The 18,490-nt window shown below is 72.0% G+C and carries 7 protein-coding genes; 4 read left to right on the plus strand and 3 right to left on the minus strand.

Translation table 11 applies throughout. The features are described from left to right. Positions 1-10: 10 nt before the first annotated feature. On the minus strand, positions 11-4,660 hold the full coding sequence (locus tag ACGFI9_RS03950; RefSeq protein WP_393174599.1) for a family 78 glycoside hydrolase catalytic domain: 4,650 nt from the start codon (positions 4,658-4,660) through the stop codon (positions 11-13). 74 nt (positions 4,661-4,734) lie between these two features. Continuing rightward, positions 4,735-7,542 carry a family 78 glycoside hydrolase catalytic domain gene (locus ACGFI9_RS03955; RefSeq protein WP_393174601.1) on the minus strand — a complete coding sequence of 936 codons (2,808 nt, stop codon included), beginning with the start codon at positions 7,540-7,542 and terminating at the stop codon, positions 4,735-4,737. A 369-nt stretch (positions 7,543-7,911) separates the two neighbouring features. Here ACGFI9_RS03955 and ACGFI9_RS03960 point away from each other — a divergent pair, with 369 nt between their 5' ends. From ACGFI9_RS03960 to ACGFI9_RS03975, 4 genes are all read left to right on the plus strand, one after another. Next, positions 7,912-9,270 carry a GH25 family lysozyme gene (locus ACGFI9_RS03960; protein WP_393174603.1) on the plus strand — a complete coding sequence of 453 codons (1,359 nt, stop codon included), beginning with the start codon at positions 7,912-7,914 and terminating at the stop codon, positions 9,268-9,270. Positions 9,271-9,469: 199 nt separating this feature from the next. Continuing rightward, positions 9,470-9,670, plus strand: coding sequence for a hypothetical protein (locus ACGFI9_RS03965; RefSeq protein WP_393174605.1), 201 nt, complete (start codon positions 9,470-9,472; stop codon positions 9,668-9,670). Positions 9,671-9,745: 75 nt separating this feature from the next. Beyond that, on the plus strand, positions 9,746-11,755 hold the full coding sequence (locus ACGFI9_RS03970; RefSeq protein ID WP_393174607.1) for a hypothetical protein: 2,010 nt from the start codon (positions 9,746-9,748) through the stop codon (positions 11,753-11,755). A gap of 180 nt (positions 11,756-11,935) precedes the next feature. Then, positions 11,936-15,085, plus strand: a complete 3,150-nt coding sequence (locus tag ACGFI9_RS03975; RefSeq protein ID WP_393174609.1) for a patatin-like protein — start codon at positions 11,936-11,938, stop codon at positions 15,083-15,085. 7 nt (positions 15,086-15,092) lie between these two features. Here ACGFI9_RS03975 and ACGFI9_RS03980 read toward each other — a convergent pair whose 3' ends face one another. Beyond that, positions 15,093-18,374 (minus strand): NACHT domain-containing protein, encoded by a 3,282-nt coding sequence (locus tag ACGFI9_RS03980; RefSeq protein WP_393174611.1) that lies wholly within the window; start codon positions 18,372-18,374, stop codon positions 15,093-15,095. Positions 18,375-18,490 lie beyond the last annotated feature (116 nt).

Consider the following 18,490-nt stretch of genomic DNA (forward strand, 5'->3'; position numbering starts at 1 on the left):
GTGGGGTGGGTCAGGACGGGAGGGGGGCGGACCAGACGTCGGCGATGGACGGGTCGTAGCCGTCGCCGGTGTCCCGGAAGCGCACCCGGACCACGCCGTCGCGGGTGGCGTCCGGCAGGTCGACGACGAACTGGTAGCTGACCGTGCCGACGCCGCCCTCGGTGCGCCGCCAGGAGCGGCTGTGCGCCACCACCCCGTCGACGACGACCTCGTAGTCCTTCAGCTGCGCCTGGTCGTAGGTCTCGACGGCGCGCAGCACGAACGGTTGGCCGGGCGCGACGGCGAGGTCGAACTCGAACCAGCCGCCGGGGTAGCTGACGTTGGTGTACCGCCGGGTCAGCCCGGCCTCGGTGTTCGTGCCCGAGTGGGTCGACGCGGCCAGATGGTGCGCCTGCTCGGAGGCCGGGTCGCCGAGGTCGACGTGGTCGTACGCGTCCGCCGGCGGGTTGGTGAACCGGACCGGGACCGCGAGCGCGCGGCGTTCGGCTTCCGTGTCGCCGGTGGCGAGGGTGACCTGCACCGGCCCCTCGGTCACCGCGACCGGGGCGGTGAGGACGGCCGACACGGTGGTCTCCGCGCCGGGGGCGAGGTCGTACCCGGCCGCGCCGGGTGCCGCGCGCCAGCCGTCCGGCGCGGTGACGGTGAGCCGTCCGCTGACCGGTACGGCGGCGCGGTTGCGCAGCACGGCGTTGACGGTCGTCGCGGCGCCGGGCGCCACGGCGGCGGGGGTCGCGGCGGCCGACACGATGACCACCGCGGGCGCGGTGGTGACCGTGCCCGCGACGGGCAGCGTCGCGGTGCCGCCCTGGTGGCGGTAGCTGGCGGACCCGTCGAGGGACACGCTCGCCGGTGACTGCCCGGCGGGGATCCGCAGCTCGTAGCGGTGGCTGACGGTGGCGCCGGGGGCGACCGTGCCGGCCAGGTCGCCGACCGGAGTCAGCGTCCAGCCGTCGGGTACGCGCAGAGTGGTGGTCACCCCGGTCAGCGGTTCGGTACCCCCGTTGGCGACGACGACGCTGGCGGCCACGACGTCGCCGGGCAGCCGCTCACCGACCGGCAGGTCGAGCTTGACCACCGCGCCGATCAGGGTCGAGGACGCTGCGGAGAGCCGCTGGTCGACCCGGGTCAGCAGGGCGGTGAACCGGTCGGCGTGCGCCGGGTCGACCCGCTTCACGCCGACCTGGGTACGTAGCCAACGGTCCAGGTCGGCCCCGGTGGCCAGGGCGTGGTGCGCCGCGCCGGCGGCGGCAGCGCTGTCGCCGGCCAGGTACGCCGTCCGCGCCGCGCCCGTCTCGTCGGCGAGCTTCCCGAGCTGGGCGCGCAGGTGCGCGACCACCGCCGGGCCCAGGTCGTCCGCGAGCTCGTCGGTCAGCGCGGTCAGCCCCTGCCCCGCGTCGGCGGCGTCGCCGAGGTCACCGAGCACCCGGTCGACGGCGAAGGAGTAGGAGCCGGAGCCGATCTCGAAGACGGCGACCGCGCCGTCCATCCGGACGAAGCGTACGCCGTCGGCCTCGTCCGCCGGCCGGCCGCCCTCGGTGACCGCGTGCCGGCCGGGTGCCGGGATCCGGACGGTCGCGGTGGTGTTCCCCGGCACGGTGAGGCGCAACCGCAGGTCGCCCCGGGCGTCGAGGTCCCAGTCGCTGCCGATGACCCCCTGCGCGGCGCGGTACGACGCCCGGGCCGAGGTGAGGCCGCCGCCCGGCTGGGGCGCGAAGGTGAGGTGGGCGTAGCCGGGGTTGCCGGGGTCGGGCTGGATGCCGGCGACGGTCCGGTACATCCAGTCCCCCACCGCGCCGTAGGCGTAGTGGTTGAACGAGTTCATCGACACGTCGCCGAAGCTGCCGTCCGGCATGATCGAGTTCCAGCGTTCCCAGACCGTGGTGGCGCCCTTGCCGATCTCGTAGCCCCACGACGGGTAGGTGTCGTTGAGCAGCAGCCGGTAGGCGACGTCCAGGTGTCCGGTGTCGCTCAGCGCCGGCAGCAGGTCCGGGGTGCCGAGGAAGCCGGTGGACAGGTGCCAGTCGTGCCGGCGCACGTTCGCCACGAGCCGGTCGGCGGCCTTGGCGCGCAGCGGCTCGGGCAGCAGGTTCATGCCGATGGCCAGCACGTATCCGGTCTGGCTGTCGCCCTGCACGGTGCCGTCGGCGGCGACGTACGTGTCCACGAAGGCCTGGGCGATGTCCCGGGCCAGCGCCGCGTAGCGGGCCGCGTCGGCGTCCTTGCCGATGGCGGCGGCCATCTCGCCCAGCAGGCGGATGCTGTACGCGTAGTAGGCGGTGCCGATGACCCCGGCGGGGGTCGGGTCGTCGAGGTTGAGCCAGTCCAGGTACGGGCCGGCGTTGGTGCGCCGGTTGCCCGAGCTGGTGCTCTGCAGCCAGGACGCGTACCGCACCATCGACGGGTAGTGGTCCTCGATGACCCGGGTGTCCCCGTAGCGTTGCCAGAGGGTGTACGGGACGGTGATGCCGGCGTCCGCCCAGCCGGTCGCCCCGTCGCCGCAGCAGGCGCGTGGCGCGACGTCCGGGTAGGCCCCGTTGGCCGACTGCGCGTCGCGCAGGTCCTGCAGCCACTTGCTGAGGAAGGTCAGGCTGTCCATGTTGAAGGTCGCGGTCTCGGCGAACACGTTGATGTCGCCGGTCCAGCCGAGCCGCTCGTCCCGGGCCGGGGTGTCGGTGGGGATGGACAGGAAGTTGCCGCGCTGACCCCAGGTGATATTGCTGTGCAACTGGTTCACCATCGCGTTCGAGGTCTCGAACTCGCTGGTGAGCGCCCCGTCGGTGTGCATCACCAGGCCGCTGACGGTGTCGAGGGAGGGGGTGCCCGGGAAGCCGGTCAGCTCCACGTAGCGGAAGCCGTGAAAGGTGAACGTCGGCTGGTAGATCTCCGCGCCGCCGCCGCGCAGGGTGTAGAGGTCGGTGGCCCGGGCCGAACGGAGGTTGGCGGTGTAGGCGGTGCCGTCGGGGTTGAGCACCTCGGCATGCCGGATACGCACCGTGGCTCCGGCGGGGCCGTCGACCTTCAGCCGGACCTTGCCCACCATGTTCTGGCCGAGGTCGAAGATCCAGGTGCCGGGGGTGGGCTGGGTCAGGGCCCGGGCCGGCAGCTCCTGCACCACCCGCACCGGCGGGTCGACCTGGGCGACGATCGGGCCGGTGGCCCCCGGGTCGTCGACGGTGGCCGGTGACCAGCCGGCGTCGTCGAAGCCGGGTGCGTCCCAGCCGGCCGGCAGCCGCCGCGCGTCGTACGTCTCGCCATGGATCAGGTCGCTCTGCAGGAACGGCCCCGGGGTGGCTCGCCAGGAGCCGTCGGTGGCGACCGTCTCGGTGCGGCCGTCGGTGTAGTCGATGACCAGTTGCGCGCTCAGGTGCGGGCGGGAGCCGTAGTGGTCGGTGCCGAAGGAGGCGATGGTGCCGGCGTACCAGCCGTCGCCCAGCATGGCGCCGAGGGCGTTGTCGCCCTGCCGGAGCTGCCCGGTCACGTCGTACGTCTGGTACTGCACCCGCCTGCGGTAGTCGGTCCAGCCGGGGGCGAGTTCGTGGTCGCCGACCCGCCGGCCGTTGAGCGACAACTGGTAGACCCCGAGCGCGGTGGCGTGGATCCGGGCGCGGGCGATCTCCCCGTCGACCCGGAATCCCCGGCGCAGCAGCGGGTTCGCGTCCAGCGCGGTGAGCATCGCCTCGGTGTTGCCGGTGACCCGCAGGCCGCCCGCCGTGGGGGTGCCGCCGCCGAACGGGTTCTCCCCGTCGGTCAGCGGGGCGGCGAAGAGGGAGTCGCCGCCGCGGGTCACGGAGAAGTCGGAGAAGACGCCGGTCTCGGCTCCGTCGGTGCGCAGGCCGACCGAGCCGCCGGCGTGCGCGGCGTTGCGGGTGACGTCGACCTGGGTGCCGTCGACCCAGGTGGTGATGGTGTCACCGGCGGCGGCGATGCGCAGGGTGTGCGGGGCGGTCAGCCTGTCGGCCGGCACGACCGCGCCGAGCGGCACCTCCTTGAGCACGCTCCAGGCGCCGTCGACCCGTACGTGCGGGCGCAGCTTCGCGGTCCCGCCGACGATCGAGAACTGCCACATGTAGGCGTTGGCCGGGCCGTGGGCGCGCAGGAAGATCCCCGCCGCGTCCCGTTCCAGGCGCACCGTCGTCTGCACCGTGTAGTCGGTCCAGGTCTCGGTGGGCGGCGGCAGCCCGATCCAGTCGCCGCGCCAGCCCTCGGCGCCCCGTACGCCGGTCTCCCAGGAGGCGGGGGCGCTCCACCCGGAGGTGCGGCCCGCCGTGTCCCAGACCCGGACCTGCCAGACGTAGCGGGTGCGTGGTCGCAGCGCCGGGCCGGCGTACGGGACCAGGGTGCTCTGCCGCGACCGGACCCGGCCGCTGTCCCAGACGTCGGCGTCGTCGAGCCGGGCCGGGCTGGTGGCGACCCGTACCTGGTAGGACTCCTGGAGCACGCCTCGCGCGGCGGACTCGATCCGCCAGCCGAGGCGGGGCTGCGCCACGTCCAGCCCGATCGGGTCGGTGGCCCGTTCGGTGGTCAGGCCGACCGCCGCGAGCCCGGGGGCCTCCGGTTCGGTGGCGGCCGCCGGGCCGGCCGGCACCGCCGTCGGCGTGAGCCCGAGCAGCAGGGCGACGACCGTGGCGAGCACGGGTCGGCGCCGCGTCGTGAGCGTCATTGTCCTCACCCTTCTGTGCGGCGGTCCGCACCGACGTGCTGGACGGTGTCCCGGCCGGCGGGCCGGGACGGGGATCAGCGGGGCTGGGCGGCGGTGTCGGCGACCGGGTGGAAGCTGGACCGGCCGGAGCCCACCTCGAACACGGCGCGGCCGTCCTGGATCCCGACGAAGGTGGCCTTGCTGGGGCCGGCCGCCCGGTAGGAGGTGCCGTCGGTGACCGGCAGCGCGACCCGGGCGGTGACGTTGACCGGCACCTCGAGCTCGACCTGGAGGCCGGCGCCGGTACGCCGCCAGTCGAGGCGGACCGGGCCGCGCTGGGTGGGCACGGTGCCGGCCGCGTGGTCCAGCCCGACGGCGGGCGGGGCCACGTCGACCAGGGCGGCGCCCGGGGTGGCGGTGCGGACGCCGAGCAGGGTCTCCTGCACGTCGACGGCCGCCTGCGCGCCCCAGCCGTGGGACTGGCTGAAGTTGCTGCCGGGGTCGAGGGTCCACGCCTCCCAGGTGAAGGTGCCGCCCTGGGCGAGGATGTTCGCCCAGCCCAGGTCGTCCGGGTTGGTCAGCAGCCGCAGCACCGCGTCGGGCCGGCCGGCGTCGGCGAGCGCCCGCAGCAGCCAGTGCGCGGTCATCGGCCCCTGCTTCATGCCCATGGCCGCGAGGTGGTCGGCCAGCGCGGGCAGGTCGCCGCGCGGGGCCACGCCGTGGGCGACGGCGTACGAGGTGGCGTGCTGGCCGGCGTGGCCGCTCTGCTCGCCGGTGGCGGAGAGCCCGTCGACGTAGCTGCCGTCGGCGCGGCGCAGCCTGGCGTTCATCGTGTCGGTGAGTCCGGCGGCCCGCCCGTCGTACGCGGCGACCTCGGCGGCGGGACGGCCGAGGGCCTCGGCCATCCGGGCGGTGGTGCGCAGCACGTCGACGCCCTGGGCGTTGATGGTGGTCCGGGCGGCGGCGGTCATGTCGTAGCCGAACCGGCCGGGCTCGGGCCAGTCGACGATGCCGTACCGGTAGGCGCCGCTGCCGCCGGCCAGGTCGGTGACCAGTCCGGCGGTCGGGCCGGTGGCCGGGATGTGACGCAGCACGTAGTCGGCGGTGTCCCGGATGGCCGGGTACGCCTCGGCCAGCAGTGCGCGGTCACCGGTCTCGGTCCAGTACCGCCACACCCAGTCGACGAACATCAGCGAGTAGTCGGGGATGTCCCGCTTGCCGTCGCCGTTGGGGTAGACGGCGTTGTAGCGGCCTCGGTCGTCGCCGGTGGTCCAGTAGCGGGCGGCGGAGCGGAGGAACTCGCGGATGGCCTGCTGGGTGGCGTCGCGCTCGCCGAAGGCGCTCATGGTGGCGTACGAGATGTTCGCGGCGTCGCCGAGGAACTGACCCTTCTCCCGGGTGGGCGTGTCGACGAACCCCTCCTGCACCGAGTAGAGCGCGGAGCGCTTCAGCATCGTCCACACCGCGTCCAGGGTGGCGTCCGAGCTGCTGAAGGTGGCTTCCTGCCCGGCGGGCACGTCGGTGTGCACGACGACGGCGGAGATGTCCCCGGGCGCGATGTCCTCACCCGCGTCGGGGATCTCCAGGTAGCGGAAGCCGAGGTGGGTGAAGGCCCGGAACTCCTGCGGGCCGTCCTTCTGCAGGTAGGGGAAGCTCATGTTGGTGCCCTGCGACTGCAGGGTGGACGTGGCGACCCGGCCGGTGTCGGTGAGGGTGTAGCCGGCGCGGATCGGGACGGTGCGCCCGGCCTGGCCGGCGTCGAACCGTACGACCGGGCGGGCCGGGATGACCACGCCGAAGTCGGCGACCACCGTGCCGTCGTCGGCGGTACGCAGCGCGACCGGGGCGACGGTGCTCTCGGCCAGCCGGGTCTCCTGGCCGATCAGGTGCGGGTACGCCGCGTTCGGATGCGCCCCGACCACCTGTGCGGCGGTGAACGGCGCGACGCTGTCGTCGTACCCGGGCCGGGTCCAGCCGGTCACCTCGGCGCGGGCGTCCTGCCGCTCGACCCGGTCGCCCTCGCCGTTGCGGCGCTCCGCGTTCGCGACGAACTGCGTGTCCCGGGCGACCCGCCACGATCCGTCGGTGACGAACACCTCCCGGGTGCCGTCGACGTGCTCGACCACCAGCTTCATCAGCAGGCCACGGGCGCCGGCGGGGCGGCCCTGACCGCTGCCGTACCAGTGGTAGCGCACCCCAATGGCCAGGGGCTCGCCGGCGGTCACCAGGTCGGTGACGTCGGCTGCCTGGTAGTAGTCCTCGCCGGGGTAGCCGAAGGAGGTGCCCCGGTCGGCGCGGGTGCCGTTGAGGTACAGCTCGTAGGTGTGGTCGGCGGCGGTGTAGGCGCGGGCCCGGACCACCGGGCTGGCGCCGGGGCGTACCTCGGTGCGGGCCAGGGTGTAGTCGTCGGCCTCGGTGGTGGCGCGGCGGATCCAGCTGGCACCCTCCCACTGGCTGTCGGAGATGCCCGTCTCGAAGGCGCCGGTGCCGGGTGCGGACTGCTGGTCGGTGCGGTCCCAGGTCCGGACCGTCCACTCGTAGGCCGCGCCGGCCTGCAGGGCAGGCCCGCCGTAGGGCACATAGGACTGCTGGTCGGAGGCGACCTTGCCGGAGTCCCAGACCAGGTCGCCGCCGGCCGCCGTGACGGTGATCCGGTAGGCGGTCTGGGTCTCCCCCGGGTCGGCGTCCTGCGGCAGCCAGCCGAAGCGCGGGGTGCCCTCGACGTTGAGCGGGAGGGTCCGGTCGTCGACCGTCAGCGCGGCCGGCGCGGCCGGGGCGTGTCCCGGGTCGGCCAGCGCCGGTGGGGCGCCGGCGACGACCGTGGCGACGGTGGCCGCCGCGGCCAGGAGCACCGTGGGCCGACGTCCGGCGAGCGGCTGGGATCCGGGAGCCTGAGGTGTCACGCCTGCCTCCGCGCCGTAGTGAATCGTTTCAGGCAGGCTACGTGCTGATGTTCGTCCTGTGAAGACATCCTTCGTGGCCGGATCCGGCCACGAAGCCGACCGCCCAACCCCTCCGGATGACAGTGGATCCCGGCCAAGAGATACCTAACGTGTGCGCCCCGTCTACTTAAGTATCGAAAAATTGCGTACACAGCGGTGCACGGCTCTTTCACCCGGCGGCGGAGCTCGTCTCGGATCAATCTGTCGGGAGCCGCGCGAAAAGTCCGATTCGACACCCTCGGCCACCGATAAGGCTTAGCCTGGCAGGGGAGCCGGTCGTGGTCGCAATCCGACCGGCGCTCTCCTGACGCACGCCGAAGGAGCGGGGGGATGAAGGTCAATCCGGGTGTGACGATCGGTCCGGTCGGACGGAAGATACTCGCCGTCGCGGAGAAGTACCCGAAAGCCAATGAGCTGTACGTGACGAGCGGCTTCCGCAATGAGCCCGGCTCACACCACAACGGACTTTTCTGGAACGGGTCGCCGACTGCGGCGCTCGACTTTGGCGCATACGACGATCCGGAGCCGAATTCGAAAGATCAGGCGGACATGCGGGATTTCGCGAAGTGGCTCCTCGACAACTTCCGGGGGGACCTCGCCGAGCTGATCCACACCACGCCGTACCCGGACGACAACGGTTTCTACCTTCAGAACGGGGTGTGGCACAACTTCGATCAGGCCACCATGGCCGCGCACCTGAACCACGTGCACGTGGCGATGTCCGACGCGAGTGCCGATCGCATCCTCGCCAAGCTCGGGGCCGCCGGCCCGCAGGCCCCCGCGGGCACCCCGGTGGCTGCCGCCGGCGTCGAGGTGGGGCCCGCCCCCACAGCCACCGCAGCCGCTGCTGGCGCGGAAGTGTGGGGCTGGGACGCCAGCAACCACGACTGGGGCCGCGGCCCGATGGACCTGAAAGCCGCCCGTGCCGCCGGCATCAGCTTCTTCACGCACAAGGTGTCGGAGGGATCGGACTGGCTGGACAGCCACTACAAGGAGGCCATGGAGCGCGCCCGGGCTGCCCGGATTCCGGTCGTCGGCGCCTACCACGTGCTCTACCCGGGTGACGCCAAGAGCCAGGCGAGGTTCTTCTTCGACACCGTCGCGGCACAAACGCCGTGGCACGACACGGTGCCGATGATCTGGCAGTGCGACGCGGAGAAGTTCGACAACATGGTCCGGGCACCCAACCGTCAGGAAATAATCGACTTCCTGGACGAGATGAGACGACTCGCCAACGGCAAGGGGTATTTCATCGCGTACGCGCCACGCTGGCTGTACGGCGATTCCCTCAAGCCATTCCCGTACGACCTCTGGGCGAGCGACTACACCGGCAGCGGGGCACCGCGCCCATTCAAGGAGCAGTACAAGGGCGTGCCGGCCGCGTCCTGGCAGGCGTACAGCGGCCGGAAGCCCACCATCCTTCAGTTCGCCAGCGACGCGGTGACGGGCACCCAGCCGACGACTGACGCGAACAGATTTGCAGGTTCCCTGGCCGACCTGATCAACCTGACCGGAAGCCACGACGCGTCGCGGCCGGCACCGCCGATGCCCGTCGCGGCACCCGCGAGGGGCGTCACGCCCAGCGAAGACGGGCTGGCAGCCGCGCTGCGCGGGCTGAGCGAGCTGCGGAGTTCAGGTGCACTCACCGCCGAGGAGTTCACCCTCGCGAAGGAGAAGATCCTCCACTAGCTCGTACGGCACCAGCGCCATCGGCGACGCCGATACGCAAAGGTCTGGAGATGCATTGTCCGAGAACACGGCTGAGTCACCCGGCCAGGAGGCGCCAGGAGCGGCTCCGGCCGGCGACCAATCCCAGCGAAGCGCCCGCCTCGAGTCCACGAGCAAGGCTTCTGAGGTTCAGCGGGCCCGCGCGATAGCGGGACTCCTGGTGGTGGTGCTCGGCGACGCGGCGATCATCGCGGCGTCAATTGTCGGCATCCTCGCCTTGGATGCTTCAGCAGACGCTCAATCCGTGGCGATACTGACCAGCGCCTTCACAGCGATCAGCACTATGACAACAGCCTATTTCGGCATCCGGGCGGCGACGAACACCGCGCAGAGCTCGATAACTGCAGGCAGAACCGAGTGATGCTGCCGCTCTGCTCACTGCCGCCCACGGGTGGCGAACCGACGTACCAGTCATGATCCACGAAAGGGAAGGCTGATGCCACCGAACGATGAGTCGGCCCTGGCAACGCCACCGCCGAGGTCTCGGCGCCTCGAATCGCCAGTCCTCAATCTGGACGCTCAAGCCAAAGCGGTCGCCAAAGCCGTCAACCTCGCGGTGGCGCTCGACAAGGTCGGGGCGGCCAAGCCAGTCAACGTCGTTCCGACCGACGGCGTGTTCACCTTGGAGCAGTTTCAGTCTCCGTTCAAGCAGCAGAATGACCGCGGCACGTGCTGGGCCTTCGCGGGAGCGGCAGCCCTCGAGGCGGCGTACCGTCGTAAGTTCGGCACACTGATCGACGTCTCCGAGGAATACATCTTCCATATGGGCAAGGCGTTCGCGCTCAATCGCGACGCTCAAGGCAACGTCGTGCAGCCGGTCGAGAACAACTCGTCGCTGACCGGGTTTCAGGGCAGCGGCGACATCGTCAAGAAGTTGTCCGAGAACGCCGCTCCGCCCGAAAGCACAGCCCCCTGTCTTCCTACACAGCAGGCACTGCTCGACATCCTGCCGGTCCTCGGCTTTCCGAACCAGCAGTCGCTGACGAGCCAGGAGGACTTCGACGCCGTTGAATTTTGCGAACAGCACATTCCCCTGCTCGCCCGGGTCAACGCCAGATACCGCGCCTCAGACTGGGCGTCGCTGGGCCGAGGACCGACCATCGAAGCGCTCGAGAACACGCTGCTGGCCAACCATGAGGTCGTTTGCGACGTGACCCACAAGACGCCGCCGCAGGGCGGCCACGTCCTGCTACTAATCGGGTTCGATCGCAACCGCCGAGTCTTTTTCGCCAAGAACCACTGGGGCGAGAATGCCTTCATCGAGATCAAGTACGAAAACGATCCGAACTGGAGCATCGACACGGGGTGGTACATCAAGGACGTAGTCGATCCGGCGTTTGTCCAGAACGAGGCCTGTTGGCTCGGCAACTGGTGGCTGACGATCGGCGGTGACACCTTCCGGGTCCTGCTCCGCCGCTCCGAGGACTTCGTTGCGCCGGGAACGCCCACCCGGCTTGGTTCGGCCTACCTTGGTGATGGACGCCACGACGTCAACGGCACCTTTCTGGAGGGCGGCTCACACCTGCGCCTGTTTCTGGCTCCAGGCACTGCGCCCACCGCGCCGGGCACGCTCAGCGGCACCCAGATTGATGTCAGTCTTGACTTTTCGGATATCTACAACGTGTCCGGATCGTCTGCGACCGCGCCGGTGTCGATGTCGCGGTTCACCACGAGATTTGCGGCTCTGTTCGAGACGGACGACGGGGCCTTCGCGTGGCAGGCTCGGCACGGGATCGACGGCGACACCTACCAGAGGACCTTCGATGAACTGGTTGCTCAGGGCTTCCGGCTGACGTCGGTCTGCGGGTATAGCGAAGGCCGCGACGCGCGGTTCAACGCGATCTGGCAACAGCGGAGCGGTCCGGCTTGGGAAGCGAGACATGGCCTCAAGGCCGACGAGTACCAGGCCACGTTCGACAGTCTGACCCGACAGGGCTTCCGGTTGACCACGGTCAGCGGATACGCAGTCGGTGGCGAGGCCCGTTATGCCGCGATCTGGGAGCAACGTGAGGGACCGGAGTGGCAGGCCAGGCACGGTCTTACGAGGGCGCAATACCAGCAGGAGTTTGACGAGCTCACCCGCCAGGGATTCGTGCTCCGTCAGGTCAGCGGCTATCGCGTCAACGTGGACGTGCTCTTCGCCGGGATCTGGGAGAAGGAGGAGGGCGTCACGTTCGAGGCCCGGCACGGTCTGACAGGAAGCGAATATCAGAAGACGTTCGACGAGCTTGTCAGCTCGGGCCATCGACTCACCTGCGTTAGCGGCTACAGCGACACCGGGATCGCCCGCTACGCCGCCGTCTGGCGGCACGAGCAGTCGGCCCCGTGGCAGGCACGACACGGGCTGGACGCGAACGGATATCAGCATGCATTCGACGAGCTCGTATCGCAGCACTTCCGACCAGTCCAGGTATCGGGATACGGGGACGGCTTCTATCCGGCATAGCGCAGATGACGTCGGAGACGCTCGCCCGACCGAACGGCTACTCGTTGCGCCCCATCGTTGGTAGCCGGGCAGCAACTTCGAGCGTTGAAGGCGCAGGGTTGGCGTACCATAATGCGCATGTCTGCCCGGTTCACCCGAATTTTCGAATCCCCGCTGACCGTCGCCATCGCCGGGTAGCCGATGGCGGAGACAGCTGAGGATCGGGCGTCGCAGCCCTCGACCTCCACCACCGACAGCGCCGACCGGCAGGACATCCGCCTCGCCGTGGTGATGACCGGTGGTGTCAGCCTGGCGGTGTGGATCAGCGGCGTCACCCTGGAGATCTTCCGCCTGGCCACGGCTCGCACGGACGCCGGATCGCCGTATTCCCCGCTGCTGGATCTGCTCCGGGCCGACGTACGCGTCGATGTGATCTCGGGGACCTCGGCGGGCGGCCTCAACGGGGCCTTCCTCGCGCTGGGCCTGGCCCGGGGCGGGGAGCTGTCCGTCATGCGGGACCTGTGGCACGAGCACGGGAGCCTGGACCGGCTGCTGCGCGACCCGCTGACCCGCGACCCGAAGTCCCTGCTCCAGGGGGACGACTACTTCCTGCCCAAGGTGAGAGAGGCGTTGGAGAAGGTCATCGCGCCCGGCGGCTCGCCCGCCCGGCCCACCGACGACCAACACGCGCCGATCGAGTTGGTGCTGACCGGGACCCTCTGGCAGGGGCGGTCCACGTCGTTCACCGACGACCTGGGTGTCGCGATCACCGAGACCGACCATGACGCCACCTTCCGGTTCGCGGACCTGCGGGCCGGCTACCAGGACGGCCGGCCGGCCAGCGGTGACCTCGCCGCCGACGCGGTGCTCGACGAACTGGCCGCGGCGGCGCGGTGCACCTCCTCCTTCCCGGGCGCGTTCGAGCCGCACTTCGTCCGGGTGCGCCCCGGGGACCCGGGCGGCGACCTGCGGTGGGAGTCCACGGCGGGCCGGTCCAACTTCCGGGACGCGCAGCACGTGGTGGACGGCGGAGTGCTGCTCAACAAGCCGATCCGCCCCGCGCTGGAGGCGGTGTACCGGCAGACCGCCGGTTTCCAGGTGCGCCGCGTGCTCGCGTACGTCGCCCCGGACCCCGGCGAGCGGCTCTGCCCCTCCCCCGCAGCCGAACCGCCGGCCGGGCCCGCCACCCCCACCCCCGGCCCGCCGCTGCCGTCGGCCCGCGAGGTGCTGCTCGGAGTCCTCACCCGGCTGCGCGCGACGGATTCCGTCTCCCGGGAACTCACCGAGATCCGCCGCCGCAACACCGACGTACGCAAGCGCCGCCGCGCGCGGGACCGGTTCGCGACGGCGATGATCGGGGTGACCGATCAGCTGTCCGATCAGGCGTGGCCGGCGTACCAGGAGGTCCGCGTCGAGAACGCGGCCCGGACCATCGCACCCCTGTTGCTGGCCGGGCAGCGCGGCCGACCCGCCGAGCAGTGGAGCGCCCAGGAGTTGCTCGCCACGCTTCGGCGGCTACCGATGTCGTTCCTCCCGAAAGGCTCCTGCACCGAAGCGCTCGGGCGGGCCGGCGCGCGCTGGGACTGGGGCCAGACGACCGTCCAGCGGCTGGCCGACATCACCGTTGACCTGCTCAAACGCGCGGTGTGGCTGGCCCACCTCGGTTCACCGGAGCGGGCGGCCATCGTGCGCTGCCGCGAGCAGGTCGCCGCCACGCTGAAGGAGATCCACGCCGACCGGGAGGAACTCAACCGTTACTGGTCGCTCGCGCCCACCGGGCCGGCGCGGTACGGCCTCGACCCGATGCCCGCGCGCCGGGGCGCGATGAACCAGACGGCCGACAACGTCCCCGAACTCGAACGCTGGCTCGCGGCCGCGCTGGTGGCCTGGGACGCGCTACCGGTCCCCGGTGACGTCGTCCGCCGCGCCCGCCTCTACCGGCAGGCGCTCGACCTGGCCCGGAACCTCCGCGCGGTCGCCCCCGCCCTGCGCGCCGTGAGCGCCGCCGGCAACGACGTGCTCGACCCCGATGGCGAGTGGGCACAACGGCTCGCCGCGCTCCACCGGTTCCTCGTCCCGACGCAGCCCACCGTCCTCGGTGGTGCCGAGGAGTCGGTGACCGACGAGACGGTGCTACGTAACATGCTGCGCCTCGACGTCGTACAGCTCGCGTTCACCAGCGCCAGCCAGGACCCGGAGCAGGAGGTGGAACTGGCCAAGGTCTCGGCGCTGCACCCGGACCGGTTGACCGGCATCCAACTGCACCACTTCGGTGCCTTCTACCGCGGCTCCTGGCGGATCAACGACTGGCTGCACGGCCGTATCGACGCCGTCGAAGAGCTCATCCGCATCCTGCTGGCACCGGAGCGACTGCGGCAGTGCCTGCTGACACCCGGATCGACGGCCTCCGGCGGTGACCAGGCGGCCCACGCCGAGGCGGTGGCCCGGCTGACGGAGACCCTCGAACGATGCGCGGTCCCCGACCGGTCGCCGGACCGGGAGTGGCTCGCCGCGCGGTGGGCGCAGGACCGGGCGGCGTGCGAACGCGAGGTACGGCAGATCCTCACCGGCCCGGACACGCCGTCACTGTGCGCCTGTGCGCGGGCCATCGCCCGACCGATCCAGACCGCCGTGCTCCGGGAGGACCTGCCCGGCCTCGCCAACGCGGTACGCGCGGAGGGAGACGACCGGGCCACCACCAGCACCACCTGGTTGGCGTCCTACGACGCGGCCGACCGGAAGGCCGGTCCGGCGATGCCGGCACCGTACCTGTGGCGGTTGTGGGAGGAGGCCGCGACGATCGGCGAGGAACGGATCGGCGGCGACGCCGGGAGTGACACCTTCGCGCGGACCGTGTCACAGACCGCCGCCGTTCTCGCCGGCGTCGCCGGCGACACGGCTCGCACCAGGCCGCTGGCGGCGGTCCTCTCCGCCTTCCGCGGCTACACCCTCGCCGTCTGGGCGATGGTGGTCCTGCTCACCCGTCGCAGCGCGGTGGGCACCCGCGCGGTGGAGATCGCGGTGGCGGCGGGCGGGGTCCTCCTGGCCGTCACCCTGCTGGTGCCCGCGGTCCCGATCGCGCTGACCCTGCTCGCGGTCCTGCTGCTGGTGGCCGGGTTCTCGTCCGCTGCCCTGCTCTCGCCCCGGACCAGGCCGGTCGGCGTGCGCCTGGCGGCCGCGGCGCTCGTCGTCCTGCTCGCTCTCGGCGGCGTCCTCTTCTGGGACTGGTCCCGCAACGGCTCGGCGGCGCTGATCTGGAGTCTGTCGATCAAGCTCGGGGTCTCGCTGCTCGTCGTCCTGCTCGGCTGGTGGGTCGCCCGCGCACAACCCCGGCGGCCCGGTCGCCGCTGAGCGCTCCTCACTTCCGCCAGGCGGGCGCCATCCGCTCGGACATCTGCCGCCAGAACTCCCGCAGGTCGTGCCGGTTGACCGCCTGCCAGTCCGCCCGCCCCGGTTCCCGGTACCAGTGGCCGACGAGGTCGATCTGCCGGGCGCAGAACGCCTCGTCCATCTGGTACGGCAGTTCGTCGCCCTTGGGCGGCAGCGGGCACAGCCGGAACGGACAGTCGTCGATGCAGGTGGAACCCGGTTGCACGTCGTCCGCTTGGCGGCGGCTGAGGGTGACCCGCAGCGCGCTGCGGTCGATGGTCAGGCAGGGCGGCAGCTCGGGGCGGCTGGCCCGGTCCAGCCGCCGGGACCGTTCGGTGTCGTCGCGACCCCGGTCGGCCAGGTTGAGCAGCAGCATCACGTCGGCGAGCAGGCGTTGCGCCCCCGGCGACAGCACTCCCCAGCCGTGCGACGGCGGCAGCCAGGAGTCCTCCAGGTTGCGGATCCCCGGATCAGGGCTGGCGGAGCCCACCCGGCCGACGATCTCCCGCTCGTCGATCCACAGGTGCCGTTCGGGATGCCGGTCGATCAGTGCCTCGACGCACAGGTCCGCCACCTGGACCACCAGCGGATGCGACGATCCGCTGCCCGGCTCGGGGGCGCGGTCGCCGGCCCCGGCGATGCCGAGCCAGTAGCCGACCAGGCCGCGCGGGTCGGACCCGTTGCCCCGGTCGCGCAGGCCCTCCGCGGGATGCCGGGGCAGGGCGAGGATGGTCAGCGTCTGCAGGAGCACCAGGTGGGAGTACCAGAACCGGGAATGCCGCAGCGCGCGTTCGGCCTCCTCGCGCAGCACCGCCCGGTGTGCCGGGTAGTGGCGGCAGTTGGCGGCCATCCGGAAGCCCTGGGCCAGGGTGAGTTCGTAGACGCGCGCCCCGCCCCGGGCGTCGGTGGCCAGCCGGTCGACCCACCGGCGCAGGTTTCCCCGAGCGACCTCCAGCCAGTTCGGCTCGCCGTCGGCGTGGTCGGCGTCGCTGAACAGGAACAGCGGTGGCGCGAGCCAGGTGCGCACCTGCCGGATCCAGTCGCCGCGCGGGTCATCCGGCCGGTCGGTCTGGTCCGGCGGCTCGCCGAGCAGGTCTCGCAGCTCGCGTACGGCGGCGTTGCCGCCGGCGGCCAGTTCCCGCACGCCGTTGAGCCGGGGCAGGTACGACGACTCCTCGCCGAGCAGGCGGAACAGCCGGCGGTACTGCGGGACGGGCGCCGGCCGCCGGCACGTGGCGGCCGTAGGCCCCGCGTGCAGCAGGCGGGCGGCAGCGCCGAACCGGTGCACCAGGGCGATCTTGGCGTCCTCCAGCGGCCGGTCGGTGACCGATCCGTCCCCCTGGTAGCGCGGCCAGGCGGCCCGGATCGCCGCCGCGAGCCGTTCGTGGGCCGGGTGCCCACCGGCCGCGTCCATCTCCAGGGCGGCGGCGAACATCTCCAGTGCCCGGGTCCGGTTGTCCGTCTCGACGGCCGCCCGCAGCAGCCGGTCGACCAGCGCCGTCGTGCGTTGCCGGGTGACCTCGGCGTCGTCTCCGACCGGCTCGCGGGCCACGAACCGCAGGGCCGCCGCGCCCAGCCGGTGCAGGCGGCGCTCGGGCGGTTGCCGGCGGCGGCCGTCGAGCCGTTCGAAGGTGCCGCCGCTGCGCGCGTAGAGGGTGAGGGCGGCCAGCAGCTCCCGCCCGGGCCCGTGGTGGTGGCTCAGGGCGTACTCGAGGAAACCCTTGTCGCGCAGCGCCGCGGTCAGAAACCGGGCACCGAGGTACGCCTGGACGACACCGTGCTGGAAGCGCACCCCGTCCTGCTGTTTCACCACGATGTCGAGCTCGCCGCCGGTGGTCTCGGCGAGCCCGAGGTCCTGCGGGTTGTCGGCGTTGAGCTTGTGCAGCCGGGACCGCAGCTCGGCGAGGATCCACCGCCGCCCCGGGTCCGGGCCGCCCGGCGCCGTGAGGTCCCGGGTGCGCACCCGCTGCTGGTTGTCGCGCAGCCCGAGGCAGGCCAGGGCGGACAGCACCTCCAGGGCGTCACCGCGTTCGGTGGACGGCAGACCGTAGTCCTCGTACAGGTCGCCGGCGACCAGCGCCCGGCACCACTCCTCCAGCAGCCGCCAGCGCACCGAGGGCCGGTCCGGGTACGGCGGCGACACGATCTCCAGCCGCTCGACCTCGTACAGCTGCCCGATGACCCGCAGGTAGAACGGCGACTCGGCCACGTCGGCCGCCTTGACCAGGTCGGTGATCAGGCCCCACCGGGTGCCCCGCTCGGGCCCCCCGCTCCGGGCCCGGACGTACTCCACGCCGGCCCCGACGGCCAGCGGCTCCAGCTGGAGCATCAGCGCGTCGAGGCCGCGGAGCGGGTCGTCCGGCCGGGACGCGATGACCAGGGAGAGGCGTTCCCGTACCGCGTTGCGGACCGCCTCGCGCAGCACGCTGTCCCGGTCGGCGGGCTGGGCGGCGTCGGCCAGCACCTCCTCCAGCCCGTCGGCGAGGACCACCACCCGGTTCTCCAGCCACAGCTGCCGCCACACCTTGTCCGCCTCGCCCTCGGCGTGCAGCTCGGTGTCGATGGTGCGCTGGAACTGCTCCCGGGCGAGCTGGTGGAAGTTCAGCTTCTCGGGGTCGGAGACGCTGCGCAGCTCCACCCCGATCGGCACCACCTTGACCGCCATCAGCTTTTCGGCCAGCCGGACCAGGGTGGCGGTCTTGCCGGTGCCGATCCCGCCGACCAGCACCAGCGGCCGGCGGGTCTGCTGGTCGCGCAGCCGCTGGATCATCAGGTCGCACAGCTCGTCGCGGCCGACCACCCGCGCGTCCGTGATGTCCCGCTCGGCGGTGGGGATCACCATCTGCCGGTCGGCCCGGGCATGGCTGCGGTACCAGCGACGTACCCGGAAGTACCGCCAGACGAGGAAGAGGGCGAGACCGAGCGCGATCACCAGGGGGCCCTTGACGAAGTCCTGCACCTGGCCGCAGTAGTACGCCCGCGGCTGGTCGCCCGCGCACCAGTCGGAGATCGGAAAGGCGTCCGGTTCCTTCTGCAGCCGGGCCAGCACCGCGGAGTAGATCGTCCAGAGCACCAGGAGGCCGGCGAGGGAGATGATCGTCCACCGCACCCGCCGCCGGTACCGCCAGGCCAGCCGCCGGTCGGCCCGCCGGTCCCCGTGGCGCCGGACGGTCCGCTCGGCGTGGCGCTCCCGCCGGGTACGCCACCGGCGGCGGCGCTGCCGCAGCAACAGCCCGGCCGCGAAGAGGGCACCCCGTTTCGGCCGGCGCACGACACCCCCATGATCGCCACGATCGGAGACGAGCCCGCCTCCTCGCCCACGGGTCACGCTAGTGCGCCGCACCGTCGGGTCGAGCGCGTTCGGCGTTCTCCGGCCGTCCACCGTCC

Source organism: Micromonospora sp. NPDC048930, from assembly GCF_043197935.1.
Lineage (GTDB): Bacteria > Actinomycetota > Actinomycetes > Mycobacteriales > Micromonosporaceae > Micromonospora.